Annotated in this window: 22 protein-coding genes, 20 tRNA genes and 3 pseudogenes; 29 read left to right on the forward strand and 16 right to left on the reverse strand. The window is 43.5% G+C overall.

Annotation, left to right across the window (positions count from 1 at the left end; translation table 11 throughout):
* Window positions 1-77: 77 nt before the first annotated feature.
* The 3 genes from FD725_RS12870 to treZ all read right to left on the reverse strand — a co-directional run bounded on the left by FD725_RS12870 (window position 78) and on the right by treZ (window position 6,434).
* Window positions 78-1,586: a trehalase family glycosidase gene (locus tag FD725_RS12870; RefSeq protein ID WP_179048513.1), complete on the reverse strand. Its 1,509-nt coding sequence runs from the start codon at window positions 1,584-1,586 to the stop codon at window positions 78-80.
* 90 nt (window positions 1,587-1,676) lie between these two features.
* Entirely contained in the window at window positions 1,677-4,463 is a 2,787-nt protein-coding gene (gene treY, locus FD725_RS12875) for a malto-oligosyltrehalose synthase (protein WP_179048514.1), read from the reverse strand.
* A gap of 120 nt (window positions 4,464-4,583) precedes the next feature.
* Entirely contained in the window at window positions 4,584-6,434 is a 1,851-nt protein-coding gene (treZ, locus tag FD725_RS12880) for a malto-oligosyltrehalose trehalohydrolase (protein ID WP_179048515.1), read from the reverse strand.
* A 192-nt stretch (window positions 6,435-6,626) separates the two neighbouring features.
* Here treZ and FD725_RS12885 point away from each other — a divergent pair, with 192 nt between their 5' ends.
* Window positions 6,627-7,256: a hypothetical protein gene (locus FD725_RS12885; RefSeq protein ID WP_179048516.1), complete on the forward strand. Its 630-nt coding sequence runs from the start codon at window positions 6,627-6,629 to the stop codon at window positions 7,254-7,256.
* A gap of 72 nt (window positions 7,257-7,328) precedes the next feature.
* Here FD725_RS12885 and FD725_RS12890 read toward each other — a convergent pair whose 3' ends face one another.
* Complete coding sequence (locus FD725_RS12890) at window positions 7,329-7,553, reverse strand: hypothetical protein (protein WP_256871898.1); 225 nt, start codon at window positions 7,551-7,553, stop codon at window positions 7,329-7,331.
* A gap of 770 nt (window positions 7,554-8,323) precedes the next feature.
* Here FD725_RS12890 and FD725_RS12895 point away from each other — a divergent pair.
* Window positions 8,324-8,641 carry a HetP family heterocyst commitment protein gene (locus FD725_RS12895; RefSeq protein ID WP_179048518.1) on the forward strand — a complete coding sequence of 106 codons (318 nt, stop codon included), beginning with the start codon at window positions 8,324-8,326 and terminating at the stop codon, window positions 8,639-8,641.
* Between the two features lie 141 nt (window positions 8,642-8,782).
* On the opposite strand, the gene FD725_RS12900 is transcribed toward FD725_RS12895, so the two are convergent.
* Window positions 8,783-9,829, reverse strand: a complete 1,047-nt coding sequence (locus FD725_RS12900) for a DUF1611 domain-containing protein (protein WP_179048519.1) — start codon at window positions 9,827-9,829, stop codon at window positions 8,783-8,785.
* Window positions 9,813-10,865, reverse strand: a complete 1,053-nt coding sequence (locus FD725_RS12905; protein WP_179048520.1) for a dipeptide epimerase — start codon at window positions 10,863-10,865, stop codon at window positions 9,813-9,815. The genes FD725_RS12900 and FD725_RS12905 overlap by 17 nt, the downstream gene beginning before the upstream one ends.
* A 136-nt stretch (window positions 10,866-11,001) precedes the next feature.
* On the opposite strand from FD725_RS12905, the gene FD725_RS12910 reads away from it, so the two are divergent.
* Window positions 11,002-11,553 carry an NUDIX hydrolase gene (locus tag FD725_RS12910; protein ID WP_179048521.1) on the forward strand — a complete coding sequence of 184 codons (552 nt, stop codon included), beginning with the start codon at window positions 11,002-11,004 and terminating at the stop codon, window positions 11,551-11,553.
* 195 nt (window positions 11,554-11,748) lie between these two features.
* On the opposite strand, the gene FD725_RS12915 is transcribed toward FD725_RS12910, so the two are convergent.
* Complete coding sequence (locus tag FD725_RS12915; protein WP_179048522.1) at window positions 11,749-12,732, reverse strand: GntR family transcriptional regulator; 984 nt, start codon at window positions 12,730-12,732, stop codon at window positions 11,749-11,751.
* Between the two features lie 295 nt (window positions 12,733-13,027).
* Between FD725_RS12915 and FD725_RS12920 the strand changes: the two genes are divergently transcribed.
* Both FD725_RS12920 and FD725_RS12925 read left to right on the forward strand, forming a co-directional pair.
* Window positions 13,028-13,777 (forward strand): dienelactone hydrolase family protein, encoded by a 750-nt coding sequence (locus tag FD725_RS12920; RefSeq protein WP_179051521.1) that lies wholly within the window; start codon window positions 13,028-13,030, stop codon window positions 13,775-13,777.
* Between the two features lie 249 nt (window positions 13,778-14,026).
* On the forward strand, window positions 14,027-14,929 hold the full coding sequence (locus tag FD725_RS12925) for a S1 RNA-binding domain-containing protein (RefSeq protein WP_179048523.1): 903 nt from the start codon (window positions 14,027-14,029) through the stop codon (window positions 14,927-14,929).
* Window positions 14,930-15,213: 284 nt separating this feature from the next.
* On the opposite strand, the gene FD725_RS12930 is transcribed toward FD725_RS12925, so the two are convergent.
* Together FD725_RS12930 and FD725_RS12935 are read right to left on the reverse strand one after the other, a co-directional pair.
* A complete protein-coding gene (locus FD725_RS12930) occupies window positions 15,214-15,801 on the reverse strand; it encodes a Uma2 family endonuclease (protein WP_179048524.1) in 588 nt (195 codons plus the stop codon).
* A gap of 66 nt (window positions 15,802-15,867) precedes the next feature.
* A pseudogene (locus tag FD725_RS12935) lies at window positions 15,868-16,068 on the reverse strand (WD40 repeat domain-containing protein); the annotation flags it as partial.
* Between FD725_RS12935 and FD725_RS12940 the strand changes: the two are divergent.
* The gene (locus FD725_RS12940; protein ID WP_179046226.1) at window positions 16,045-16,401 is read left to right on the forward strand and encodes a hypothetical protein; all 357 of its coding nucleotides are present in this window, start codon (window positions 16,045-16,047) and stop codon (window positions 16,399-16,401) included. The pseudogene FD725_RS12935 and the gene FD725_RS12940 overlap by 24 nt on opposite strands.
* A gap of 82 nt (window positions 16,402-16,483) precedes the next feature.
* Here FD725_RS12940 and FD725_RS12945 read toward each other — a convergent pair whose 3' ends face one another.
* The 3 genes and pseudogenes from FD725_RS12945 to FD725_RS12955 form a co-directional block, all read right to left on the reverse strand.
* The gene (locus FD725_RS12945) at window positions 16,484-16,717 is read right to left on the reverse strand and encodes a hypothetical protein (protein WP_179048525.1); all 234 of its coding nucleotides are present in this window, start codon (window positions 16,715-16,717) and stop codon (window positions 16,484-16,486) included.
* Between the two features lie 189 nt (window positions 16,718-16,906).
* Window positions 16,907-17,086 carry a hypothetical protein gene (locus FD725_RS12950; protein ID WP_179048526.1) on the reverse strand — a complete coding sequence of 60 codons (180 nt, stop codon included), beginning with the start codon at window positions 17,084-17,086 and terminating at the stop codon, window positions 16,907-16,909.
* Window positions 17,087-17,112: 26 nt separating this feature from the next.
* A pseudogene (locus tag FD725_RS12955) lies at window positions 17,113-17,577 on the reverse strand (GMC family oxidoreductase); the annotation flags it as partial.
* Here FD725_RS12955 and FD725_RS12960 point away from each other — a divergent pair.
* The 23 genes and pseudogenes from FD725_RS12960 (at window position 17,541) to FD725_RS13070 (ending at window position 21,535) form a co-directional block, all read left to right on the forward strand.
* On the forward strand, window positions 17,541-17,708 hold the full coding sequence (locus tag FD725_RS12960) for a hypothetical protein (protein WP_179046227.1): 168 nt from the start codon (window positions 17,541-17,543) through the stop codon (window positions 17,706-17,708). The pseudogene FD725_RS12955 and the gene FD725_RS12960 sit on opposite strands and share 37 nt — an antisense overlap.
* 106 nt (window positions 17,709-17,814) lie before the next feature.
* Window positions 17,815-17,985 carry a photosystem II assembly protein Psb34 gene (gene psb34 / locus FD725_RS12965; protein ID WP_179048527.1) on the forward strand — a complete coding sequence of 57 codons (171 nt, stop codon included), beginning with the start codon at window positions 17,815-17,817 and terminating at the stop codon, window positions 17,983-17,985.
* A gap of 502 nt (window positions 17,986-18,487) precedes the next feature.
* A pseudogene (locus tag FD725_RS12970) lies at window positions 18,488-19,051 on the forward strand (HNH endonuclease).
* 308 nt (window positions 19,052-19,359) lie between these two features.
* A tRNA-Ile gene (locus tag FD725_RS12975) sits at window positions 19,360-19,434 on the forward strand.
* Between the two features lie 3 nt (window positions 19,435-19,437).
* A tRNA-Trp gene (locus tag FD725_RS12980) sits at window positions 19,438-19,508 on the forward strand.
* 5 nt (window positions 19,509-19,513) lie between these two features.
* Window positions 19,514-19,613, forward strand: a tRNA-Glu gene (locus FD725_RS12985).
* A 7-nt stretch (window positions 19,614-19,620) separates the two neighbouring features.
* Window positions 19,621-19,701 (forward strand) — tRNA-Tyr (locus FD725_RS12990).
* 4 nt (window positions 19,702-19,705) lie between these two features.
* Window positions 19,706-19,815: transfer RNA gene (locus FD725_RS12995), tRNA-Ser, on the forward strand.
* 6 nt (window positions 19,816-19,821) lie between these two features.
* Window positions 19,822-19,895 (forward strand) — tRNA-Arg (locus FD725_RS13000).
* Between the two features lie 6 nt (window positions 19,896-19,901).
* Window positions 19,902-19,978 (forward strand) — tRNA-Phe (locus FD725_RS13005).
* Between the two features lie 9 nt (window positions 19,979-19,987).
* Window positions 19,988-20,062: transfer RNA gene (locus FD725_RS13010), tRNA-Asn, on the forward strand.
* 5 nt (window positions 20,063-20,067) lie between these two features.
* A tRNA-Gln gene (locus FD725_RS13015) sits at window positions 20,068-20,144 on the forward strand.
* A gap of 8 nt (window positions 20,145-20,152) precedes the next feature.
* Window positions 20,153-20,227, forward strand: a tRNA-Gln gene (locus tag FD725_RS13020).
* Window positions 20,228-20,335: 108 nt separating this feature from the next.
* Window positions 20,336-20,409 (forward strand) — tRNA-Pro (locus FD725_RS13025).
* A gap of 85 nt (window positions 20,410-20,494) precedes the next feature.
* A tRNA-Leu gene (locus tag FD725_RS13030) sits at window positions 20,495-20,572 on the forward strand.
* Between the two features lie 4 nt (window positions 20,573-20,576).
* Window positions 20,577-20,651, forward strand: a tRNA-Lys gene (locus tag FD725_RS13035).
* Between the two features lie 99 nt (window positions 20,652-20,750).
* A tRNA-Met gene (locus tag FD725_RS13040) sits at window positions 20,751-20,826 on the forward strand.
* 30 nt (window positions 20,827-20,856) lie between these two features.
* Window positions 20,857-20,930: transfer RNA gene (locus tag FD725_RS13045), tRNA-Thr, on the forward strand.
* 122 nt (window positions 20,931-21,052) lie between these two features.
* Window positions 21,053-21,124, forward strand: a tRNA-Gly gene (locus FD725_RS13050).
* Window positions 21,125-21,129: 5 nt separating this feature from the next.
* Window positions 21,130-21,205 (forward strand) — tRNA-Val (locus FD725_RS13055).
* A gap of 6 nt (window positions 21,206-21,211) precedes the next feature.
* Window positions 21,212-21,284 (forward strand) — tRNA-Arg (locus tag FD725_RS13060).
* Window positions 21,285-21,289: 5 nt separating this feature from the next.
* A tRNA-Ala gene (locus FD725_RS13065) sits at window positions 21,290-21,363 on the forward strand.
* Window positions 21,364-21,452: 89 nt separating this feature from the next.
* Window positions 21,453-21,535, forward strand: a tRNA-Ser gene (locus tag FD725_RS13070).
* Window positions 21,536-21,824: 289 nt separating this feature from the next.
* Here FD725_RS13070 and FD725_RS13075 read toward each other — a convergent pair.
* The 4 genes from FD725_RS13075 to FD725_RS13090 all read right to left on the reverse strand — a co-directional run bounded on the left by FD725_RS13075 (window position 21,825) and on the right by FD725_RS13090 (window position 25,908).
* Window positions 21,825-21,962, reverse strand: a complete 138-nt coding sequence (locus FD725_RS13075; protein ID WP_179048528.1) for a hypothetical protein — start codon at window positions 21,960-21,962, stop codon at window positions 21,825-21,827.
* A 245-nt stretch (window positions 21,963-22,207) separates the two neighbouring features.
* A complete protein-coding gene (locus FD725_RS13080; RefSeq protein ID WP_179048529.1) occupies window positions 22,208-22,843 on the reverse strand; it encodes a response regulator transcription factor in 636 nt (211 codons plus the stop codon).
* Between the two features lie 6 nt (window positions 22,844-22,849).
* Entirely contained in the window at window positions 22,850-25,111 is a 2,262-nt protein-coding gene (locus FD725_RS13085; protein ID WP_179048530.1) for a CHASE2 domain-containing protein, read from the reverse strand.
* 17 nt (window positions 25,112-25,128) lie between these two features.
* Complete coding sequence (locus FD725_RS13090; RefSeq protein ID WP_179048531.1) at window positions 25,129-25,908, reverse strand: DUF928 domain-containing protein; 780 nt, start codon at window positions 25,906-25,908, stop codon at window positions 25,129-25,131.
* Between the last annotated feature and the right edge of the window lies 1 nt (window position 25,909).

Raw genomic sequence — 25,909 nt, forward strand, 5'->3', positions numbered from 1 at the left:
ATCTTAGCTTTTCTCTGTGTCTTAGTGTCTCTGTGGTTAATTAAATTTTTCTACCACAGAGACACAAAGATTTAGGTTTATTGCAGATTTAATGCGGCTAAAAGTTCTAGAATACTGCCATTAGTCCAGCCAAAACCGACTTCATTGGAACTGTAACCAAAGCAAATTTCCTCCGATACCTGAGCAGAACAACGCTCAACATCGTATTTTTCTACTAAGTTACCAAATCGCTCAAATTCTTTGATTGCCATATTCAGGAACTTGTGAGCAATCCGATCGCCTTCTTCATGATAGCCGTAACGGTGTAGTCCCCACACAGCAATCAAGGTAAGTGGGGCCCAGCCAAAAGGGGCATCCCATTGATTACCTGTAACACGAGTACTAGTGAAAATACCGCCGCAGGCTTCAAACAAGGGCAGATTTTTGACAAGGTACTGGGCTTGTTCTGGTGATGCTAATCCTGTCCACAGAGGATAAAAGGTAGTAGCAAACTCGTAAGCACGACATTCACCATTTTGGAAATGATAGTCTAGATAAAGACCTTTTGCGTCATCCCAAAGATACTGATTAATCCTTTCACGTCTAAGGGTAGCGCGATCGCTCCATTGTTGTGCTAATTCTTGATTGCCCAAAATTGCCTGAATTTTTCCCAAATCCTGTTCCATTTGATACAGCAAGCTGTTTAAACAAACAGGGGCATAATGAATGATATCTACACTAAAAGGGCCGAAGCGATTAGTGATATCAAAACCCGATTCTCGCATTGAGCGATCGCCCTTGTAAAATAGATCAGTCAGTTCGTCATTTTCTTTGTCATAGAACAGACTGACATCATAATCATCGATGTCAAATGTTTGATAATATTGTTTGACACGTTCGTAATGACTACGCCCCTCCTCATCCAACTCGGAAAATAAAACTTCTGGTGCTGCGCCTTCTCCCAAAGCATAATATCGAGATAAACCTGTAGCCACATTCAAGTGGGGTGGAACTACCCAATAATAGTAAAATTGCTCTAACAGTGGCACAGTTGATTTCAACCATTCTTGATCTTGAGTGTGTTGGAACAACGCCAGCACCATCAGACTGAGGACAGGAGGTTGCGATCGCGATAACATATAAGTCCGGTTGGCATTCAAGATCGTTCCGTAATGCTGCACTTGATAAAGCAACTGATCAACCTGACTTTGGGCTAGTTCCCATTCCTCATCCCGCAACAACCCCAGCAAAATAAAGTAGCTATCCCAGCCATACATTTCATTAAAACGCCCCCCAGGCACAACATAAGCCCCTGGTAGATATAACAATCCATGTTCTTGTATGGCTTCAACTTCGCTGGGTAAAGTACGAATTTCTATTTGCTGTATTTCTTGAGTAGAAAGCGATCGCTCTAACACAGATTTCACTGTATCATAGTCTTCCTGGGGAGAAATATAGACAATCCAAGGAGTATTTACTTGGTGTTCTAGTTTAGGGTCTTTGGCAGATTGTAGTAAATGTTGATGCGATCTGGTTAAAGTTTTCCAGGTGCGTTTGATATGGGTGCGGAGGGCTGTAATTTGTGCGGTAGTAATTTGCTTAGTCATAAGTTTATCTTATATTTGCAGTGACAAACTCCTCTGTGACTCTGTGACTCTGTGGTCAAATAAAATACTTCTTACCACAAAGCCACAGAGTTAAGAGTGGAAAGAGGAATGACAAATCAACAAAGCAACGGGGAAATGGGCGAGGGCTGTACCGATGGCAAGAGTTTCCTTTACCTGTAGGGATTGCTGAGTTAAGACGTTTTGCCAAATACCAGTGGGTAATTGCAAGTGTGTATCTTGCCATACCGACTCACCTAGAGGGAATTGCCCTGGTGAGATCAGGCTAGTTAAGAAACGAGGTGCGATGGCGATCGCTGTTTGCTCACCTTGTTGTCGGGCAAAGGCGACGATATGATGAGCGTGGGTTCCCTGTATTGCTAATGGTAAATAATCGCCTTCTTGGAATAAAGAGATATATTTTGTTCTGGCTTTGAGTGCTTGGTGAGTTAAGAAGAGTTTTATTCTGCCGTCGGTTTTGTGGTTGAGTAATTCTAGAATTAAGCCCAAAATGTCAGTCTGAATTTGCTGTTGAATTTGACTTAAGTAAGTACGACGTTCGGTAAAATCTACAGGACGACGGTTATCTGGATCAACTAAACTTAAATCCCACAATTCTGTACCTTGGTAAAAATCAGGAACACCAGGAGCCGCAATCTTTAGTAAAGTTTGAGACAGGGAATTATATATGCCATATTCAGCAATCTTTTGTTGAAAAGGATGGAATGCTGCTAAAAATTCCTCTGATATATTAGGGTCAAGAATTTTCTGTACAAAAGAGGTACAAGCATCCTCATACTCATTATCAGGACGCAACCATGCAGTGTGAACTTTCGCTTCCCGAATCGCTTTAATCATGTATTCCTGCACCCGTTGCACAAGTAATGGTTGTTCCTGTTCAGCAAAAGGAAATGCGCCTATCAGAGTTTGATAAAGGAAATATTCATCATTGCGATCGGGTTGATAATTATCGTGATGTGCTTGATTAAGTTGGCTCCATTTATATACGTGCTGTTCCCATTCTTGAGGAATTTCTGACAACACATTTAACCTAGCTCTCACATCTTCGCCACGTTTTGTATCATGAGTAGCTGTAGCATTCATGGTATGAGGCCAATGTGTTTGATGTTGTTGATTAAATGTATGAAATTGTTCTAGAGAAATACCAAAATGACTAGGATTACCGCCGACTTCATTCAGCGACAGCAGACGATTATACACATACAAAGTGGTATCTTCTACACCTTTAGCCATGAGAGGCCCACTGTATTGCTGCATCCGCAAGACAAAATAGATCCACTGTTCGCGCTCAGTTTGGTTGAGAGATTCATCAAAATCCAATAACATTAACTTTTCGATAAATGTCAACTCATGCTGTAACAGAGGCACTTGTTTTTTTGCAGTGTTAATTACTGATTGAATACAGGTTTTATCTGTATGATAAATATCTTCAGGAGTAATATAAGTCCGGTAGATAGGAAACAGCTTCAAAACTTCAGCGATCGCTCGTTTTAATCCATTGACTGTAAAGTCATTGCTGTAGCGATATTTGCTGGAAATATTCTTCAACAAATTCGCCAAATTATCGATATCACCTGCCAAATTCTTTTCTAAAATCAGGTGCTTTTTCTCTTGCACTAAGGATGAGTAATCGACAGATGCCCCAATAAAGTTCTGGTAAATATTATCAAAAAAATATTCATTTTTGCCTTGACAAAATACCCCATTGACATAATTCAAAAAATCATATCCCGAAGTACCTTGAACTTGCCAATTATTTGGTAAATCCTCAGTCAATTCTAAAATCTTTTCCACCGTGATGTAAACATCACCCATCTTTTCTCGCAACCGTTCTAAATACTGCGTTGGGTGATAGAGTCCATCAATATGATCAATGCGTAAACCTGTAAATACACCCTGTTCTACCAACTTGTGAATTAAACTATGGGTGTTATTAAAAACTCGCAGTTCTTCCACCTTCACAGAAATCAATTCATTCACAGTAAAGAAACGGCGATAGTTCATATCTTCCGCCCCCACCTTCCAAAAAGCGAGACGATAGAACTGGTCTTTAAGTAAATCATCTAGCAAATTAAAACTTTCAGAATTTCCGACTTCACCGTTAAAAATTTGCAGATTTTCCTCAATAAACTCATGAATCGACTCATTACTACTGTAGAGTTCCCAAATCAACCCTTTAATAAACGCAATTTGGTCTTGACGCTGTTTTCCAGCCACTTCCGAAGGCACACTTTTGAGAATATAAAGAATCCCCAATAATTTAATAAAATCAGGATGATTCCGTCCCAAAGTGCGCGTCAATTTACCCAAATTATAGGTGAGAAACTTAGTATATGACTCCAAACGCACAGGCAAATTTAAACTGTAATAATTAACAGTTAACCCATTTTGAGCATATTGCAATTGAATGTCTCCCTTTTCCAGAGACACACCATAAAAATCGCCTAAAAGTGGGGCAAGAATACGCTCTTGACTATTACCAAACGGTGAATTCCAGCAAATATCAAAATAGTCAGTATAGCTAGAATCAGCACCATGTTCCAACACATCCATCAAATAGGGATTTTCACTGCTATAAGCCATATGGTTAGGCACAATATCTTGTAACCACCCCAAACCCAGAGACTGCAACTCAGCCACCAACCCTGCAAACGCCTCATCAGTTCCCAATTCAGGATTTAACTGCGTCGCATCCACCACATCATAACCATGTGTACTGCCAGTACGTGCCTTAAAAATTGGCGAAGCATACAAATCCGAAACCCCTAACTCCGCCAAATAAAGTGCGATCGCTCCAGCATCCTCAAACCCAAACTGAGGTGTAAATTGAATCCGATAAGTAGCTTTAGGTATCCGCATAATCATCTTTAATCAAAAAAGTAAAAAATCCCCTTAATTCCCAACCAAGAAACACTCCGCGTTCCTCCGCGCTAACCTCCGCGTAGCCTTCGGCAAGCCGCAAAGCGTCTACCTCCGCGTTTAAAAATCAAACTCTCCAACCTCAAACAAAACCAAACTACTAGCCTCCAACCTCAACTCCTCCCCTCCAGACAAAAACTCAGGTACTTGAGAACCACTCCCCCCCCATACAACATCCGCCGAATCCAATATTTTCTTCCCCTGCTGAGACATCACCAAAGTCACTGGAGAAGAATTAAAATTCATCAGCAAAACCAACTCACTAGATTCACACCAACGCCGCACGATCACTAATTTCTTTTCCTCATCACTAGTAGCTGCAATAGAATCACGATCATAATTCTTCAACACCGGATGAGTCTGACGTAAACTAATTAACTGACGATACCAATTCCATAAAATTTGATGCTCACCTTGATAACGTAATTCCCAATTGAGTTTACAACTTAAAAAAGTCTCTGCTGACTCTGGATCTGGTGGATTTTCCGCATAGTGAAATGCCTCAAACTCCTCTCTTCTACCAGCACGCACAGCTTGAATCAAATCTGGATCAGAGTGACTCACAAAATACATAAAAGGTGCAGTTTCCCCGTATTCTTCACCCATAAATAACAAAGGTAAATAAGGCGAAAGCAGCACAGCACCAGCCGCCAACTTCAACCCCGCAAACGAGATGCGATCGCTTAATCGTTCTCCCTTCATCTGATTACCGATTTGGTCGTGATTTTGGATACATACCAAAAACTGCGACAAAGGGCGATCGCTGCAAGATATGCCATGAAATCTTCGGCGGTGCGGGGTATACTGCCAATCATAGACAAAAGTATTTGTATAAGCCTTAGCTAAATCTGCACACTTACCAAAGTCTTCATAATAACCTTGGCGATCGCCTGTTAAAAGTACGTGTAATGCGTGGTGAAAATCATCACTCCACTGGGCATCTAGTCCGTATCCACCCAATTCTGGTGGACGAATGATTTGGGGATTATTCAAGTCACTTTCAGCAATTAAGTGACGTTTCCAAGTCTCTCCTTGACAAAAGCCATGTACAGCTTCCGCCAATTCCCATAAGAAATGCTTCGCCCCTAAATCATAAATGGCTTGAATCGCATCCAACCGCAAAGCATCAATGTGAAACTCTCGCAACCAATACAGCGCATTTTCAATAAAATAATTGCGGACACCTTGACTATGGGCATCATCAAAATTCATCGCATTGCCCCAAGGAGTCTTATAGGTTTTGGTAAAATAGGGCGCAAACTGCCCCATATAATTACCTTCCGGGCCAAAATGGTTATAAACCACATCTAGCACCACAGCAATCCCATGTTGATGACAAGCATTGACCAACTGTTTTAAATCAGCCGGGCTACCATAGGAATTCTGCACAGCATAAGGATAAACCCCATCATAACCCCAGTTGCGGTAAGCCAGAGCAGGTTCGATATGGGTGTCACCAGGAAATTGGGCGATCGGCATAATTTCAATGGCATTAATCCCCAATTCTCTGAGTTCTGCCAAACGGGGAATTATCGCCGTGAAAGTTCCTTCAGGGGTAAATGTACCAACATGGAGTTCATAAAAAATCATCGATTCTAAAGGAATACCAGCCCATGCTGTATCTGTCCACTCAAATTGATGATCGACAACTTGAGAAGCCCCATGTACCCCTGCTGGCTGATATTGGGAAGCCGGATCAGCAAAGGCTGCTTTGTCATCTAAAACATACCGATACAGCGTACCCGGATAGACATCATTGACTTTTACCTGCCAGTATCCCTCTGCTTGCGGCTTCAAGGGAATTACTTGCTGCCCTGGTGTCAGAATTTGCACCGCAACACTGTTTAATGTTGGAGACCAAACCGTAAATGTACACTCTCCATTACCCAAGTAGTGAGCGCCAATTCTCACGCCGTACCCTCCCGTTAAAATGACACAAGGTTTTTGTATACACCGATAGCATCATGGTCGGTTCACTAGATAATTTCCTAGTACCAGAAGGCATATTTCTCAATAGCTAAAAGTAGTAATTCGTAATTCGTAATTCCCGAAATCGTATCATCTATTCGTGATATAAGAAAAATGTCATGTGCAGCTTTAACTATGTCAATTCTTGATCCCAATCAAAGTTATACTTTCAAGCAATACTTTGAGCTTGGCATTGAAGCTAGCGAACTCGCTCAAGAATTTGGCTACAGTTTAACGCGCAAAATCCTCAACTTACCCTTATTCCCTGGTGAACTTGACCGCTTGACAGAATTAAGCGATCGCCTCCAGGAAATACTACCATTTGTACCATTGACTAGCGAACTCGCCAGACGAGAAATCCTCATTTCGCGGGTAGTTGCCGAGTTGATTCATTACACACAAGCAGAATTACGTATTGAATATAGTTTAAAGGTTTCTAATTGGCTTCAGGGCAGCTTAGATTATTTATTGCGAGTAAATTCTCTCAATCAATTATTAGTGATAGAAGCGAAATACGAGGATTTGACGCGGGGGTTTACTCAGTTAGTGGCTGAATTAGTAGCATTGGATCAGTGGTCAGGCACAACTACAGTTGAGCAACAACCGATTTTTATCGGCGTTGTTTCTACTGGCACAATTTGGCAATTCGGCAGACTAAATCGCCACAAAAAACATTTTGAACAGGGGATTAACAGCTATCGGGTTCCTGAAGATTTAGAGCCAGTCATGCGGATTTTAGTCGCTGCATGGAAAGGAAATAATTAAACCCCGTCCAAAACGTTTTTCTTCAAAGACGGAGCTTCAAAACCTTGCTTGTAAAATTTTAAAAATTAACATCTATCCTTGGATAGATTTGTTGAGAGAACTGATTTGCCGAAACCGCCTATGTCCTGTTAGCCACTGCTGACAAGCTTCTTTGACAAGTTGTTTCTCCTCTGGTGTCAAGAGTTCCTCTGATTTCCCAGATGCGATGATTTTCGCCACTCTTGCAGCTTGTTCGTATTTCACACCGTATTTGACCAGCTGTGTGTGAAATATTTTCTCTTTTTCTACTTGTGACATAAAGAATTTGCTGTGCATGAGAGACAAGATTGTTAAACTTAATTTTTCACATCATGTAAAAGAAACCTGTTGATTTTTATTTATACAGATGTTAAGTTTCCTTAACTTCCCTCTAAAGTTACATGAGTATATATGCTTAACTTTTTCTTTAGATTTGCAGTTTAATTCAACCTTCTGAGGTACATCAATTTTTTTCCCAAATTCCGCAAATCCAACTCATCTGAAAGCACAACTTTCCTCTTGTCACACCACTACTTTATAAAAAAATGCCAAATTGGCTAAATTAGGTGCTGAGAACTAGTATTCTGTATTTTAGGTAACTGTTTTGTATGGAATCTAGTGTTTAACAAATAGGTTTCTCAATTTAAGAGAAAGCTATAAATCATCAAAACCGGGTATTCTACATCAATTTTCTATTAATGATTTTCTGTTTTAGTACTTATGCACTGAATCAAAAAACCCTTCTCCTCCATTTATTACAAAACGGTAGGGGCGGGTTCACGAGATATTCGTGAATGATTGAAGCATATTTGTAAACCCGCCCCTACAGCTTCTGGACTTCGGTTTGATAAATTTCGTGAGAAATCTGGGTTCTGAGGGTTGACAAAAAAACAGAAAACTTAGTGACAATGCGTAAATTCTATGTTGATAAATTTTTCCTAGCCAATAATAATTTCCAGTCTAAGTATCTGTAGGTTGGGCATTGCAGTTTCCCATAAGAGAAGATAAATAGCTCAAATTTTCCTTTGTCATCTACATCAGGGTAAATCATGAATTATCATATGTCTTCACAAAAATCTGTGCAAAATACTCTCACATCTGAACAATTAAATCAGGTGATTGAAGCTATTACTGATGGCAGATATTCTTGGGCTTGTGTGCTGATTTTACGTTTTGTCGGACATAACCCACTGCACTTTATTCCTCAACGAACGTATAGCCGATTAATGAAAGAGAATAAGCAAGTCTCCAATACACCAACAACTACATCTGCCAATAATCTTCATCCTACTGTTGCTAGTTCGATGAATAGAGTTTCATCTATGGCAACTGTTTATTCCTCATCATTCCACACACTTCATAACTAATTGTCGTGAGTGGTGAGTGAGGGAGTGAGGGAGTGAGGGAGTGAGGGAGTGAGGGAGTGCTGAGTGGAAGTCGGAAGTCGGAGAGTACTGACCAATGACTATTGACTAATGACTATTGACCATTGACTATTGACCATTGACTTAACTCTGCATGACTGCTTCCAGTAACACATTAGCCCCAAAACGGACTACATCAGTACATGGTAGTCCAGTTTCGGCTGTAGTTTGAGCGATCGCCTCTTTTGCTTCATACTCATCTAAATGGGCAGTATTCAACGCTATACCCACCACCGGCACACGACCAAAAGCTCCCCCTGCACTAGCTACAGTCTCATACAGGCGAATAACTTCTGGTAATGGTGGAATTGGCACATGAGGGTTATTCTTATTATGAGTTTGTCCAGCCCGATGTACTAAGACCAATTGGGTAGGCTGGGAACCACGAATTAAAGGTAGGGTAGCAGTGGAACCAGGATGCAACAAAGAACCCTGCCCTTCTATATGGAGAATGTCGTAATTTTTCCCGTAGCGCATGACTATCTGTTCAACAGCCCCAGCCGCAAAATCAACCCGTACAGCATCTAAAGCTACACCATCACCTTCCAGCATGACACCAGTTTGACCAGTAGCCAAAAACTTAGAACGCCAACCCCGCAGTTTTGCTGCCCAATGTAGTTCTAGACTGGTGGACATCTTACCAATGGCCATGTCTGTTCCCACCGTCAACACCCGCCGACAGGGTAAAGTCCGGGCTGCACCACTAGCCACATCTAGATTAGCTGGTTCTTTGCGGACATCCCAAATTAATTGTCCTGGTTTTAGCAGTGCGTTTAAGTCTGGAATATTGGCTAGGGGTGTGTGCAAGCCATTGACCAAAGACATTCCCGCGTCTAAAGCTGTTTTGAATTCCATCCAGTAATCATCTGGTACTCCACCACCTTTAGGCGCAATACCAATTACTAAAACTTCCGGCTGGTAGTCCATTGCGGCAACTACCGAATCTACAATTGGCACATCACGCTTGATCCCAGTTATTTCTCGTAAAGATTTGCCAGCACAGTCACGGTCTATCACGGCGACGATGGGGGCTTCACTGTAGCGTAAAAGTGCTAGCCCTGTTTTGCCTACAGTGCCAACAGTTCCTTCATGTAACAAAATTGCTATTCGTTGATTAAGCGGCAGACGCACTATATTTTACTCCCAAGCCTGGTAAATCGTTTGGTAACACTCGCCCTTGTTGTAGTAATGCTCCTGTAAAAGGATCATCAATTAAATTCAGGTGAGAGTCTAAATCTAAATAATCAGCTAATGGTGCTAGTTGTGCAGCCGCACTGTTAGATAGTGTACTGTCAGAATAGCAGCCAAACATTACTTGTAACCCACAAGCCCGCGCTGTATGTACCATCCGCATGGCTTCAGATAAGCCTCCTGATTTCATCAACTTAATATTGATGCCATCTACATAGTCAGCCAAACGGGGAATATCCGCACTATGAAAGCAACTTTCATCCACAAAAATTGGCAGGGGTGATTTATTTTTGAGTTCTCCTAAATCTTGTTCTTGCCCTCGCACGAGTGGCTGTTCGACATATTTTATTCCCAAATCAGCGAGCCAATTACACATTTCTAGAGCATCTGCTAAACTCCAACCGCCGTTCGCATCCACAAAAAATTCTTGGTTTGGGGCTTCTTGCTGGAGAGCTAACAGCATTTGCTTGTCTGCTTCTATACCATCTGGACTACCTAATTTGACTTTAAACAGACGCACATCGGTAAATTCTAACCAGTCTCTGGCTCTAGCTCTGGCTGCTGCTGGTGTCCCAATCCCAATTGTGACGGAAGTGGGGACAATCAGCTGGCGATCGAGTCCCCAAATTTGCCACATAGGTAAACCCACACGCTTACCTAGCCAGTCGTGCATGGCCATATCCAAAGCTGCCCTGACTGCTGAGGGAATCTGATATTGTGTGAATACTTGCTCAATTTCTTGACGCTGTAGAGGGCTAAATGGTTGTAAGATTGACACCAGTTTTTGCAAGTAGTCTTTGATGATATCAGTTGATTGTCCATGATTACCTACACCAAATGGTGATGCTTCCCCCCATCCCTCAATATCATCATGTAAAATTTTCACCCAGATATTCGTGGTCTTTGCCGTAGTACCACGACTAATAGTTAAGGGAAATCTTTTATTGACTGTAAACAAACTGACTGCTACTTGCATAACCCTGCTCAATTTTTAGCTAGAGCAAAAATAGTGTAGTTGTAAATTCTAGCTGATTTGAGGTATCTGTTATACTTTTTTACATTCAGATTAAGTAGCTAAAATATTACATAACAGTTCGTAAATAAATGAATCTATGAGTAAATTACAAAAATGGCAAATTTTAAAATCAAATATGGTTTTAAATCATCAATGGTGTCAAGTCAGGCAAGATGAGATTCAACTACCTAGTGGTCAGATTATCGATGACTATTTTGTGAATATTAGACCAGATATTGTCTTAGTCTTGCCAATTACTGCTAGTCGAGAAGTTGTTTTTGTCCGCCAATATCGACATGGCATCGAAAAAATTCTCATGGAACTTCCCGCCGGCAGATTTGACTCAAATACAGAAAGTGCGGCAGATGCAGGAATCAGAGAACTGCGAGAAGAAACAGGTTATGTAGCGGAAAACCTGACGAAAATTGCCACATTATATGATAATCCTAGTAAGGATACTAATCAAATTCATTTATTTTTAGCTGAGAATGTTGTCAAGCTCGGAGAACAAAATTTAGATATTACAGAAGAAATTGAAGTAATTTTGATTCCTGTGGAGTCAGTGTTAGAGAAAATTACCCAAGGGGAAATTTTGGTAGTAGGAACTATTGCAGCTCTATTGTTAGGGTTACAGTTTTTGATTGAGTAGTGAGGGAGTGCTGAGTGCTGAGTGCTGAGTAAAGAGGGAGGGAGTGAGGGAGTGAGGGAGTGAGGGAGTAAGAATTGCTAATGACTATTGACCATTGACTAATGACCATTGACTATTGACTAATGACCATTGACTAATGACCATTGACCATTGACTATTGCCTATTGGATTTCTATAGAAATTCCAGTAAGTTCCTTAACCCAAGCCTAGTTCTCTCTTTAATAAGTTAATGGAATTTGTACCGATGTAATTTTCCACCTTGATTAATTTGGGTGGACGAATAATATCTTCCGAGGCAAGTTGTACTGCTGCTTGCACGGTGGTAAAACAAGCTTGATCACAAATAATTACCTCAGCCCGCTTCACTATTGCTTGCAATTTATAAGTATCCTTTGGTTGGGTAGTCATGATTAATAAGTCATCACCTCTAAGTCCGTGGAGAATAACTTCTGCTTGATGACCAATGCCTGAACTGAGACTGACTATGCCTACACAGTTATCTTTGGGTAAGTTTTTCAGCAGGTTGATTTCCTTATTGTAGTCGTAAATATCCAGAGGAATGACACGTATACCTCTTGGTGCAGCGATCGCCTCCACATCATGAATAAAATACCGACTAGTCACCACGGTAGCTGAGGTAGTTTTCTCTAACACTGTCGTTAATTCATCAATGGCAACTATTTGCACAGGGATTTTTAATTCTTCTTCTAGTTCATAAGCCATTAACTCCCCTACACCCATATCTTGTGCTGGTGCGGCTACCAATACCCGCGCACTACATCGCAAGCGCCAGTCAATCTCTGCTAAGAATATTTCCCGTGCTTGGTTGAGTGAACATCCTTGTGTAATTAATTCATCAAGGGCTTGCTGTAAGACTTTTGATGCTTCTGGATGTTGCTTGAGAATGGGCGATTGTAGCCTGCTACCACCCTCGTGACCTTGAGCGCGGACGTAAATACCCGAACCTGCTAGACTTTCAACAAAACCATCTTCCTCTAGTTGACGATAGACTTTGCTAATCGTGTTGCGGTGTAACCCCGTTTGCATCGCCAATGCGCGGGTGCTGGGCAATTTGTATGCAGGTGGATATTGTCGAGATGCGATCGCAAACCGAATTTGATTAAATAGTTGGGTTGATGCGGGAATCTCACTGTCTGGCTGAATACGGAATTGAATCATCACCCAACCTCCTGATAAGCAATGCAAAATAGTGGTGAGTCACCGTTCGCGCTTCGCGTCTCCCCTTGGGAGAAGTTTGCCCGGAGGGAAACTCTCCTTGCAACTTCTCGCTAACTGCTGAGTAGTGTTAATATTGGCGGAGCTTTAACCTATAAAAAACACTAGCTTCTAGTTTTTAGCTTTGAGCCTCTTCACCTCTGGTAGTTGATAATTTTTTGGGAATAGCTTAAACATACTGACATAGTTATATCAAAAAATCACAGGTCTTCACCAGACAACACGGGTAAAAATTATGATGACTGAGCTAGCAGTGGACACAAACATAGTTCAACTCCAATCAGGTAATGTGCAGATATCAGCTTATCTAGCACAACCACAAGCACCTGGCACTTACCCTGGAGTTGTGGTAATCCAAGAGATTTTTGGTGTAAATGAGCATATTCGAGATGTGACAGCGCGGATTGCCAAGTTAGGATATGTGGCGATCGCTCCAGCTGTATTTGATCGCCTTGCTCCTGGTTTTGAAACAGGATACACTCTAGCAGACGTAGAAGTTGGCAAAAAATATGCTTGGGAGCAAACCACAGCACCAGAGTTATTAAGTGATATTCAATCAGCAATAGACTACCTCAAAACCTTACCCCAAGTCAAAAAAGAAGGCTTTGGCTGTATCGGCTTCTGTTTTGGTGGTCATGTAGCCTATCTTGCTGCCACTTTACCAGATATCCAAGCTACAGCTTCCTTCTACGGTGCAGGAATTCCCACTCGCACACCAGGCGGTGAAACTCCTACAATTAACCGCACCCCAGAAATTAAAGGCACAATCTATACCTTTTTTGGTACGGAAGATGGCAGTATTCCCCCAGAACACGTCCAGGCGATCACAACAGAGTTAGAAAAATACAACATTTCTCATCGTGTGTTCCGCTACGATGGAGCTGACCACGGATTTTTCTGTGACCGTCGTGCCAGTTATCATCCTCAAGCGGCAGCTGATGCTTGGGAACAAGTAAAACAACTGTTTGGGACTGTTCTGGCAGCGTAAGTAGGAGCTAGTCTACCTGCTTATATAAAGTTACAGACTCTTAATCCCCACACTAGTACCAATTGGACGTTAATAAATAATTCTGAATTTTTAGTCTGTAATTCATCATCACAAGTACAATCTTCAGAATTACGTAGCTTGCTTCTCACCTTTGGCGAGAATTACGAATTACGAATTACGAATTACGAATTACGAATTAAAAGATCCATTGGTATCCAATCAAATAACAATAATTCAATTTCAATTGTCATGAACTCCGAATCGAAACTTTCTCAAAAAGCTAACTCGTCTTTTACAATGGACGATTTCGCCAAAGCACTAGAAAATCACGACTACCAGTTTCAGAAAGGACAAGTTGTTTCCGGCAAGGTGTTTCAACTTGACCCCGATGGAGCTTATGTTGATATTGGTGGCAAGTCGTCAGCGTACATTCCCCGTGATGAGGCTTCTTTGAGAGCAGTAACCGATTTAGCGGAGGTACTGCCGTTGCAGGAAGAACTAGAGTTTTTGATTATCCGTGAGCAGGATGCAGAAGGTCAAGTTACTCTTTCTCGACGGCAGTTAGAAATTCAGCATATCTGGGAGAAACTAGCACAAATGCAGGAAAATGCCCAGACTGTCGATGTCAAAGTCACGGGTGTGAATAAAGGTGGTGTGACTGTCGATTTTCAAACCTTACGGGGATTTATTCCGCGATCGCACCTGACAGAGCGCGATAATTTAGAAGCACTCAAAGGTAAAACCCTGACTGTTGGGTTTTTGGAAGTAGACCGGAATAACAAAAAACTTATCCTTTCTCAGCGTGTAGTCGCTCGTTCTAGCAACTTTAGTCAGTTAGAAATTGGTCAGTTAGTAGAAGGTAAAATCACTGGCATTAAACCGTTTGGTGTGTTTGTTGATTTAGATGGACTCAGTGCTTTATTACACATCAAGCAAGTCAGTCAAAAATTCATTGAGTCTCTAGAAAAAGTCTTTCAAATCGGTCAAGAAGTTAAAGCCGTCATTATTGACTTAGATGAAGGCAAAGGTCGAGTGGCTATCTCTACCAGAGCCTTAGAAAACTTCCCTGGAGAAGTATTAGAAAATTTTGCCGAAGTCATGGCTTCCGCCGAAGCACGCGCTCATCGCGCCGCTAATAAAGTGACTGAATAAAGGCAACAGTTCCCTCAACCGAAGGTCGGTGAAGAGATTCACAACGAGGCACTATTTTGCCATTGTTGTGATCTGGGAAAAAACAGATCCAACTGAATTTCCAAGTTACCCGGCACACCACGTTTGCTCTTACGAGCGTGGTGTTGTTTCCTTTTAGACTCTGTTGATTCAGGATTGAGCATTTCCAACAGTAGAAACGGGTTTCCCGCCTTGTTCACTAAAAGCGTTCCCGGAGGGTAAGGTTAACGCACCAGATGTTAAGACTTGAAACATTTTTGCTGGGATTAAGTTTCTTGTGCAAAATTAACTTTATCGTAAATATCAGCGATCGCCATTGTAAAAGTAATAGAGTTTAAAGAAATTGTTTCATCTAAATCATCATATTCGACGAAAATCCACCGCTTGTTATCTGTCTTAAAATATTGCTCTATATGCATTTTATATTGGTCAATTAAAATATATTCTTGAAAATTTGCCAGAGTACGATAAGCCGCAAATTTATCATCTTTATCGTAACTTTTTGTGGAGTTTGACAACACCTCAGCAATTATCAAAGGATTAGTAATAGTGTCTTTTCGTCCTGTTTGTAATTGGGGTTCACCATCAACAACCATCACATCAGGATAAGTATAAATCCCCTTGGCAGGTATCCACAACCTTTGATCAGTGACAAATACTTGATAGGGTTGACGCTTCATTGCGAAATTTAAAGCCGCACTCAAATTCAGAGCAATTTTATTGTGATTTGGTGTACCACCAGTCATAACGATAATTTCACCATCGATATATTCATGACGTTCCTGGGAATTAACCTCTAGTTCTAAATATTCCTCAGAAGTATAATATTTACTTTCGTCAACTTGTGCAATCATCGCTTTTACCATTTAACCATTCAAAACCTTATTAGCATTTTAATAAACTGTAAGTTGTGTTGTAATTTAACTCTCAACAGCTCCTAATGACCGCAACGTTGCCTTCTGTGCGTCTGTAATACCCGTCACACCCGTAATGTTCATACCTTCGTAGGGGCGATCGCTCCTCAATGTTTTCAAACATTCCCCCGTCTGCACATCCCACAGCTTAATTGTTTCATCATTACTGCCACTGGCCAGCATTTGCCCATCAGAGCTAAAGGCAACTGGCCAGCATTTTCCCACCCACCTTGCTACGCTGAAGGTGGGGACTTTCGCGTTACGTTAAACAGCAAGAAGCCTCTCACTTACCGCGATAACGGAAGTGATGAGAATCATAAGGATAAATGGCAAGGATGTTTAACTATAGGAATGCACAGCTATCTCTGGTCAAGTGCTGATGTGGGGGACGCTCACTTAGTAGATACAGACCCAAGTGAAACTTTAGAAGAGGCAATCGCAGCACTCAAAGCTAATATAAATGAACTATTTCAAAAGGATTCGTTTCACTCACTAAGAGAATCTTTGCCTCTATTCCCCACTCAGCAACCTTTGGTATGATGGGCGACCCCTTGAGGCTTTTTCTTGGCAGGAAATGAGAAAAGGTAAGCAATAAGCGATCGCTTTTCCTCTTTTGAAAAACTTATGCAGCTTTTTCCTCTTGGTTCAACACCTGCAACCAATTAACAATCCTTTGACGTTGCGCCTTACTGACTTTGATGCTTGCCGAGCGTAGCGCAGCCCTTGGGAAAATTGCCCGTAAATCAGCCAGCATCTCCGGCGATTTGCAAGCCTCCAAACACTCGACAATATAATCAATCGATTCAAGGGTGAGCCATTCTGGAGTTGCTTCCAAGTCGCAAATCTGATGCTTCATAAAAAGTGTAATTTATCGTTCGTTAGACCGATCGCTTCTTATTTTAGAGATGAAAGCGATTTGTGTAAATTACTACCATAAAATTTCTTAGAAGAAAAAGCAGGGTGTATAACTGGTAGTATGCCAAAAATCCAAGAGTGCAATCACCAACCGCAAGGTGACTTCTCTTGAGTGTTTTACCTATCTTGTCTACGACATCGCCTGATTAATTTCTAGAATTTTTGCGATCGCCAGGTTATATTTTTCTATGTCTAGGAATCCGGTTGAGAAAGTGATCCAGACTGCGTTCTGCCAAAGCTGCAATAGTAAGTGAGGGATTAGAGCAGGCTGTTGAACCGGGAATAAGCGAACCATCAACGATAAAGCCATTAATTCCTTTTACTGCTTCAAAATCAGCGAACGCACAGTTTATAGAATAGTTCTTCTGTCGGTTGATAAGTGATAGCACCGTAAACAAGCGAACCACCCCCAACACCTGCGCCTCGATATACATTGATACCATTACCTCTCTTAATATCAAGAACGCCAGTAAATACATCAATGGGGATTTCTGGAACTGGTGGGGGTAAAACCGTAGTGGAACTCAGCCACGCAGCACGACTATCTGGGTTATCTGTTGTAGAGAAGGTATTGCCTGCATCAGTAATTTGCCATCGTCGTCCCCGTTCCAATACAACTGTTTCAATTCCAGCCTGACCAAGGCGCAATGATGCAACTGCACCGCCAAAACCACTACCAATTACTATCGCCTCAACATACTCGTCAACACCAGCAGCAGAAGTACGGAGCGCAGACACACCTACGCTGGCCGCCGCCGCCGCCGATGTCTGAAGAAAGCGATCGTACATACCACTACACATCCTGCTATCGCATCTTTGCACCATTTTCTCTAAGAATATCTATGACGCAAGCGATCGCCTACGGTGGAACGAGCTTCATCGCCTCCAGTACTTCGCTCAATTACTATCCTCTAAGAAAATTCCCCAGATAAGCAGTTCTGATTACAGTCATCTACTATTTTTTGTCAAGTTATATTGACACTTTGTAACAATATTGTTAAAGTAGTTTACATAAAGTAACAAATACAGGAAAAGATTATGTATACCACCATTAACGAAGACGGCGTTCTCAATAACTACGCAACTGAACCCCAGATGTACTATGCTGAGTACCCCGCAATTTGGGAACAACGCAAATACGTTGTACAGGGTGTGTTCGCTACTTTAATTGTCACTACTCTAGTTTTGGTAGCCTTAAGCGTTAACTAAGATTTTTAGATTTCGGTATCGCTGTATCTCATCGTCATTCGGACTTCTCCTATCAACCCCGGTTAGTTTCGCTGGGGTTTTTTGCTGTGCATGGATGAGGGTAGGGGCTTGTCGTAAAACATCACTCGTTAACAGAAGCAGACTGCTCGTTAGCCTTTCCACCAGAACCACACAGTAGACAAAAACATACTACAACTGTATTATTGAAATTAATCTGAATTACAAATACTACAAATCTTCCATGAGCAGCAGATTTTCCTCAACAATTAGTAGCGCGATGCATTGCCAACCCAAGGGTTTAGGCAGAATATTCGCGCTGTTTGCAATTGAGGGAATATATCGGTTTGCCGGCGGTAAAAGATGGCTGAATCCAGATCAAATTATCCAAAGCGGGAGGTGCAAATGTCTCATAGCACCCACATAGGGCAAAAAGTATCAACTACCTGACCCCCGCTTCTTTTCACCAGAGGCGGGGGTTATTTTTTTAGGAGTGAATTAACTGATGGAAGCTCAACCACCTTTTCAGCAACCACACATATTACAAAATTCCGTCGTAGTGTTCTCCAAGAACTACCTACCACTAGCACGCATCAACATTAAACGCGCAATAGTACTGTTAGTCACAGGTCAAGCAGAATCTTTGAGTTTCGGTACTACAAAGCAGTGGGAAGTACGTTCTCCCAGCGTCGTACTACAAGTTCCCGAACACATCCGCTTAACTGTTGGTAATCCCGAACGCCACTGGAAAGTACCGCCTGTAAACCGTCGTGAGGTTTTGAGACGAGATAACCACACCTGTCAATACTGCGGCAGCAACAAGCATTTAACGCTTGACCATGTAATTCCCCGTTCCAAAGGTGGACAGCATACCTGGGACAACGTTGTAACAGCGTGTGAACGGTGTAACTCAATTAAGAGCGATGTCTGACGACAAGCCGCTTCGCGTCTACGCTTACCTCACGAAGCTGGAATGATACTAAAAACCAAGCCTAAAGCCCCAATTCATCCAGCAGTAGCATTTGCTGAACAGTTTTGGAATATGCAACGCCTAAGCGAGAACGAGTAATTTACTTCAACGTTAGTCACAGAGGGCAATACAGCTATTAAGCAACCCTTGCCCTCTCATTTCTCAAAAAAGTTTGTAGTACGCCCTTGACACTTTTGTAGTATTTATGTAGTATAAATGTAGTGAAGCAATCAAGCCTCCCAAAAAGGCACAAAGCGAACACTATCAGAACCATGAAAACTGAATAATTGCCACTCAATGTGGGGGTGTAACTCAGTTGGTTAAGAGTGCCTGTCTGTCGAACAGGAAGCCGCGAGTACCCTTCGGGAACGCTGACGCGAACAACTCTCGCCCTGGACTTCAAGTATTGCAGTGTAGCTTAACGGCAAAGCCCCAAGCTCATAACTTGGTATATGCGAGTTCAACTCTCGCCACTGCTACCAAATGCACAGATGGTGTAATGGCAACACCACAGTCTCCAAAACTGTTGTTCTGGGTTCAAATCCTTGTCTGTGCGTTGATGGTGCAGAAGCGAAGTGGCCGAGCGACACGTCTTTCAAGCGTGTAATTAACGGGTACTCTTCGAGAACGCTAACGCGAACAAGTCCCGTCTGCACTACCAAAGTTATGGGTCGGCTCACCTATTGGCGTAGGTAACTGTCTGTAAAACAGCCGCGATCGCGTTGTAGGTTCAAATCCTACTCGACCCATCATGGAGAGATTGCTATTGGCAGGGCAAGCTGTTTGCTAAACAGTTGTGAGATTCATCATCTCACTGTGGGTACCCTTCGGGAAGGCTTCGCCAACAACTCCCTCTCTCTCCGCCTTATGAGAACGTGGTGTAACTGGATAACATCTCAGATTACGAAACTGAAGATTGAGAGTTCAAGTCTCTCTGTTCTCGCCTTATCCCCTGGTAGCTCAGTTTTGGTAGAGAGCGCTGGTCTGAAAAATCAGAGGTCGTCGGTTCGATTCCGACCTGGGGGACTGGCACATTGCCCCATAGCTCAATGGCAGAGCGACGCGCTGTTAACGCGGGGGTTGTAGGTTCAAGTCCTACTGGGGCAGCCATTTATTGCCGAGTGGACGACTGGGAAAGTCGCTATGACTCTGAATCATAGAGATGTTGGTTCAACTCCAACCTCGGCAGCCAAATTTTAATGGGAAGTAGGCGACGTTGGCAAAGCCACCTGATTTTGGCTCAGGATCTCGCGGGTTCGATTCCTGCCTTCCCAGTTCTGCTTTCATAGAGCAGACAAATTATACTCCTGTAGCCCAACTGGAAGAGGCGGCTGTCTCAAAAACAGTCTATGTACGGGTTCAACTCCCGCTTTTGTGTACCAACGGGATGTGGCGCAACTTGGTAGCGCGGCAGCTTTGGGAGCTGAAGGTTGTAGGTTCAAATCCTACCATTCCGATCATTTGCCCTTGTGACGTAATTGGAAACCGTCGCTCGTTTAGACCGAGTGTTTTGCTCTTTCGAGTCCTGTCAAGGGTACTGATGCTCCCGTGGCGAAATTGGTAAACGCTTCCGTTTGAGGGACGGAATTTTTGCTCTTTCAAATCCTGTTGGGAGTACCAACTTGGGCGTTTGGCAGAACGGTTATGCTCCTGACTTTTAATCAGGCTGACACAGGTTCGACCCCTGTAGCGCCCACCAAATCAAACCCCTGTGACGCAATTGGCAGACGTAGCCCGCTTAAACCGGGTTTGTTGCAGGTACCCTTCGGGAAGCAAGCTACGATTCCTGTCAGGGGTATGCGGGGATAGAGCAACAGTGGCTCGGCAGTCTCATAAGCTGCAAACGGTGAGTGCAACTCTCACCCCCGCGTCCAGTATACAGACTGTCCCCGCCGTCTGCTTTTGCTGGTGTAGCTCAACATGGCAGAGCAACTGACTTGTAATCAGTAGGTTGTGGGTTCAACTCCTGTCACCAGCTTGACTAATGCGATGGCTTCGCCCGCCGTAGGCATCGTGGTGTAACGGCAGCATCAGAGTCTTCCAAACTCACGGTACGAGTTCGAGTCTCGTCGATCGCTCTGAACCTCAAGGTTCTTAAATGCGGGTGTGATGTAATGGCTAGCATCTGAGTGCGCCACACTCAGCGCATGGGTTCAAATCCCATCACTCGCTCTCTTAGCCCTGTAACTCAGTGGGGAGAGTGCCTCTCTTACAAAGAGGAAGTCGCTCTTTCAAACCCTGTCGGGGCTACCAATTTATGGGAGTGTCGCCTAACGGATAAGGCATCGATCTTCTAAATCGACCAATGTAGGTTCAAGTCCTACCTCTCCTGCTTATGGGTCTGTAGCTTAATTGGGAAAGCGTCTGCCTTGCAAGCAGAAAGATGTCGGTTCAAATCCGACCAGTATCCACTGATGGTGTCTGAAGCCAAAGCGGTCGCGGCGCTGGTTTGTGGAACCAGTCATTAGGGAGTTCAAGCCTCCTCAGATACCCCTTATATGGAAGATGCCGCTAAATGGTTGGCAACCGGTCTTGAAAACCGGGGTGGGGTAACACCCAGGAGTTCGATTCTTCCATCTTCCGCTTTCCACTCTTATGCCGAAAAGTGAGGCGCTGTGCTGATAACACAGAAATAGGAGGGGCAGTACCTCCCTGGTGGATTAGCTTTTCAATTGGTTCAATGCCAGTAAGAGTTTCCCCCATGCTGGATGCGTGGGCGCAGACCGTCTTAGACATTGATCGCTCTGTATTATCTGTACCTCCACCAAAAAACCCAGTTGTTGTGACCGGGCTTTTGTGGGGTTATATTCCCCTGGTTATTTATAGAAGTTATTTATACTTGAGTATTCTGATAGTTACTACTACTGGGGCGTTAACAATTTCGGAAAACTGTGTTTGTTTCTAAAAATGGCATAATCGCCATCAGTTCTAAAGCCAAGTTTGTGGGAATTCCGCTTGCTTCTAAACGCTTCAATTCTAAAATGTCAATCCCTGCGGCTAATCCATCCAAGCTGGTTTAGCTACTTATACCTATTTGCCTAAAAAACCTTTGATTGATATTTACCCAAAAGATTGACCTGCACTACCTCCTGCCATTTTTTAGTTCCATCGAACTCACGTTAATATAACACGGTTAGCTGTTAAAATATGACCATAAAACCGCACGACCAGTTCGCCAAGCAATTCTTAGAGGAGTTGCTGTCACCTTTAGGAGAAGTCCGAATTCTTATTTTTTATCTCCGTAAACGGAGAGGCTTATGATCTGGTAAGCCCTCGTTTCAAGGCAATAATGGTTGCCTGGGTGCGGTCTTTTGCCCCCAACTTACTTAAAATGCGGTTGATATTCGATTTGACAGTATTTTCAGTGATCGTCAAAGCAACACTAATTTCTAAATTACTCATGCCTTGAGCAACTAATTGCAGAACTTTTAATTCGCGATCAGTCAATTCTGGATTGTTCAGGCGCTGCACTAATTTAGCGCCAACAGGAGGTGGAATATATTGCTGACCGCCATGAACAGTGCGAATCGCGGTTCGCAGCTCGCTGGGTTTAGAATCTTTGAGCAGGTAGCCCTTTGCCCCAGCTCGTAAGCCCTGATAAATATCTTCGTCGCCATCGTAAGTGGTTAAGACAATGATGCGTGCTGTGTTAAATTCAGCACAAAGCCTTGTAATTGCTTCAACGCCTCCCATTTCGGGCATCCGTAAGTCCATAAAAGTGATATCTGGTTGCTCTTGGCGAAATAATGCGATCGCCTCAATTCCATTTTGTGCCTGACCAACTACCACCATATCTGATTCTTCGTTAATGATGGCAATTAATCCTTGCTGGACAATGGCATGGTCATCCACGATCAGAACCCGAATTGGGGTGTGGGGTATGGGGGACATGAGGTTCTACTCCCGATTCACAACGACAACAATTTCTGTACCTTGACCTGGATTGGTTTGGATGACTAACTCACCTCCAATTTGCTCTACCCGTTCACTCATACCTAATAGCCCAAATCCTTTACTGGCAGCGACCTGGTCAATGTCGAATCCCTGTCCATTGTCTTTAATGCGTAATAGACACTGTGACTCCTCGCAAACTAATTCAACGTCAATTTGAGTGGCGTGAGCATATTTAATGGCATTGGTTAAAGCTTCTTGTCCAATCCGTAACAAATGATTCTCCACATTGGGTAGTAAAGAATAGGCAGTACCGATGATTTCACAGGTGAGATGGGTGTGCGTAGATAATTTCATTTGATTAGTTAAGCGTTTTAAAGCATTAAATAAGTTGCCCTCTTCCAATAGTTTGGGTCGCAGTGCCGTCACTGATCGCCGCGCTTCTGCCAACCCCATCCGGGCTAATTCATCCACAGTTGCCAAGTGTGCTTCTGCTTTATCTGGTTTTTTGATGATCAGTTCCATTGCGGCTCCAATATGCAGCAGAATGCCCGTAAAAGCCTGCGCGAGAGTGTCGTGTATTTCCCGTGCCATCCGGTTGCGCTCGTCCAGAATGGAAGCTTCTTCGGCACGTTTGCGATCGCTGATGTCCTGCCCAATCCCCACAAATAAACGATGATCAAGCTGAACATTTGCCCAGGCGGTATTGACAAAGCGATCGTCTTTTGTCCTGATTTTTAGATCAAGCCAAGTGCCAGTGGCAACTAACATGTGGTCTAGAATCTGCTGTCGCTGTTCTGGATCAGAACTACATTCAGCGATGAGATCAATCTGCTGCAAATCGGCAGATGACCAGCCTAGAATTTGCTCAAGCTGACGATTGACAAACTCAACATGCCCCGTTGCGTCGTAAAGTGTAATCATCACCGGGATATGATCCACAATCGTTTGTAAAAGCTGTTTCTGCTGGCTTAACGTCTCTTGAGCCTGTTTTCGTTCCACAATTTCTTGCTCCAAGTTTAAGGTTCGCTCTTCAACTTTTTGTTCCAAAGTCCAAGCGTGCTCCTTCAGGTTTTCCCATAGCAGGTAGACATTGCTAGTGATGGCAGATCCCACCAGCGCTAACAACGGCGGCACGATGATGATCCACCAACCCATGAGAAAAAGAATGTAAGCACCACCGCCAAGAGCGATGCCCAACAGTACAACTTTTAATATGGTTTGTGGAGGTGATGAAGCTGTCCAACCGATGACGGCTCCAATGGTTGACCAAACAACAATCCACAGGGACTCCATTGGCTCTGACCAGGTGTGCAGGAGCGGTCGCCCATCTAACGCCGCGCTCAACAGTTGGCTGGCTAACAGTGCATGAACCTCAACCCCAGCAGGTACGGCAGTAGAGTCGGTGGTGTAGGAAGTAAAAAACTTGTCTTTCAAACTTTCTGCGGTGACTCCGATCAAAACGATGTGGTCACGCACCAAATCGCGTGGTAGCCGTCCCTGTAAGACTTCTGTGATCGAGATGGTGCGAAATCCTGGCTGGAATTTGGGAAAGTTGGATAGAATTTGATACCCACCTGCATCCATGCCCACATAACCGCCATCATTTGGTTGCAACGGTGTAAACACAGCCTGACCCAGGCGAAACTGTATCTGATCAGGGTCAAGGGGTTGGCGGAAGATCCCTTGTTTGTCCAGGTAAAAAAATGCCAGACGTGCGCCCAAAGTAAAGATCGAGCGATCGTCCTGAGTTCTCAAATACAACAAGCTGCGACGTACTCGACCATCTGTGTCTAACAGCAGATCACTGGCACTGACTTGATCTCGCTGTTTTAACAGCGATGGGGCGGGAATAATATCACCATCTGCTGCTTTAATGACGTTCTCAATGCCAATTAAGTTAGGAGTCGTGGTGAAGACGTTGGCTAAGGCTTGATGACCGGGTTCTACAGGTAAATCTCGAAAGATGTCTAATCCGATGACTCTGGGTTGCTGTTGTTTGATCGATGAAATGATCTGAGCCAGCACTGCATCCGACATCGGCCATTTTCCCAGCTGTTTGATATCGGACTCATCGATCGTCACCAGAACAATCCGTGAATCAATTCTTTCTGGGGGACGCAGGCGAAACATCTGATCCAGCGCCACTACTTCCATAAACTGGAGCGCTCCGGTTAAGCGCAAAAGCAACAAACCTCCGCCAATACTGGGAACCGTGATCAAGACCCCACGCCATCGCCAAATTTGCTGTTTCAGAGTCGTCCACATAGAATAAACGCGATCTCTCAACGCGGGCTTCCTTGCTCTGGGTTGCTATCAATCATGGTATTGATTCCTGCTGATTGCAACAGTTCACGCCAAGCAGTGTTAATGCTTGGATCATTGAATTGTTTCTGTCTCAATTGATATAGAACGGTAAGTGCATCATACCAGGCATCTACTTTTTGATAAAGCGCCACCTGTTCTTTGGGCGATGCTTGCTGAATTTGGCGTAAACGAGCGGAATCGAGTTCAATGCGTTGCACCATGCCTGTAACAAAGCGATCGTCCAAGCGATCGCTGGGATTGCAAATGATGGCAAATGACCAGGTATAAGGCTGTCCCACGGTTAAAGGCGGTGTCTCGGCTGGCAGGGTGAGGCTGATGAGGGTGGGAGTGTTGCTCAAAGCCACTGTTGTGCGATAAACGCCGCGACCTTCTCGATTACGAAGACTAAATTCTGCATTCTTGGCGCTGGTTTTGGGCGCATAGACAAGAAACGTGGGATGCTCTGCTAATGTCAAGCCTGGTTTCATCGTTGGGCTAAGGGCAGTCAGTATGAGTTCTGTTGGTGCTGCTGCCGCATCTTGAGGACAGTTAGATGGATCGCGCCGTCCCCCTGGCGATGATCGCTCCGGATTCTTCGGTGGCGGTGGTGGGCTAGTTTGCGCGAGTTGGATGGTAGACTGACTCGCAAAGAGGGATGGGGATGATGTTGGCGCAGCAATGCCGGGAGCGATCGCTAGTTCTAACGTGAGAGCCATGCCAATGGGAAGACGATACAACAGGGTTTTGGGGTCAGACATA

Origin of the sequence: Nostoc sp. TCL26-01, assembly GCF_013393945.1 — a bacterium.
GTDB lineage: Bacteria > Cyanobacteriota > Cyanobacteriia > Cyanobacteriales > Nostocaceae > Trichormus.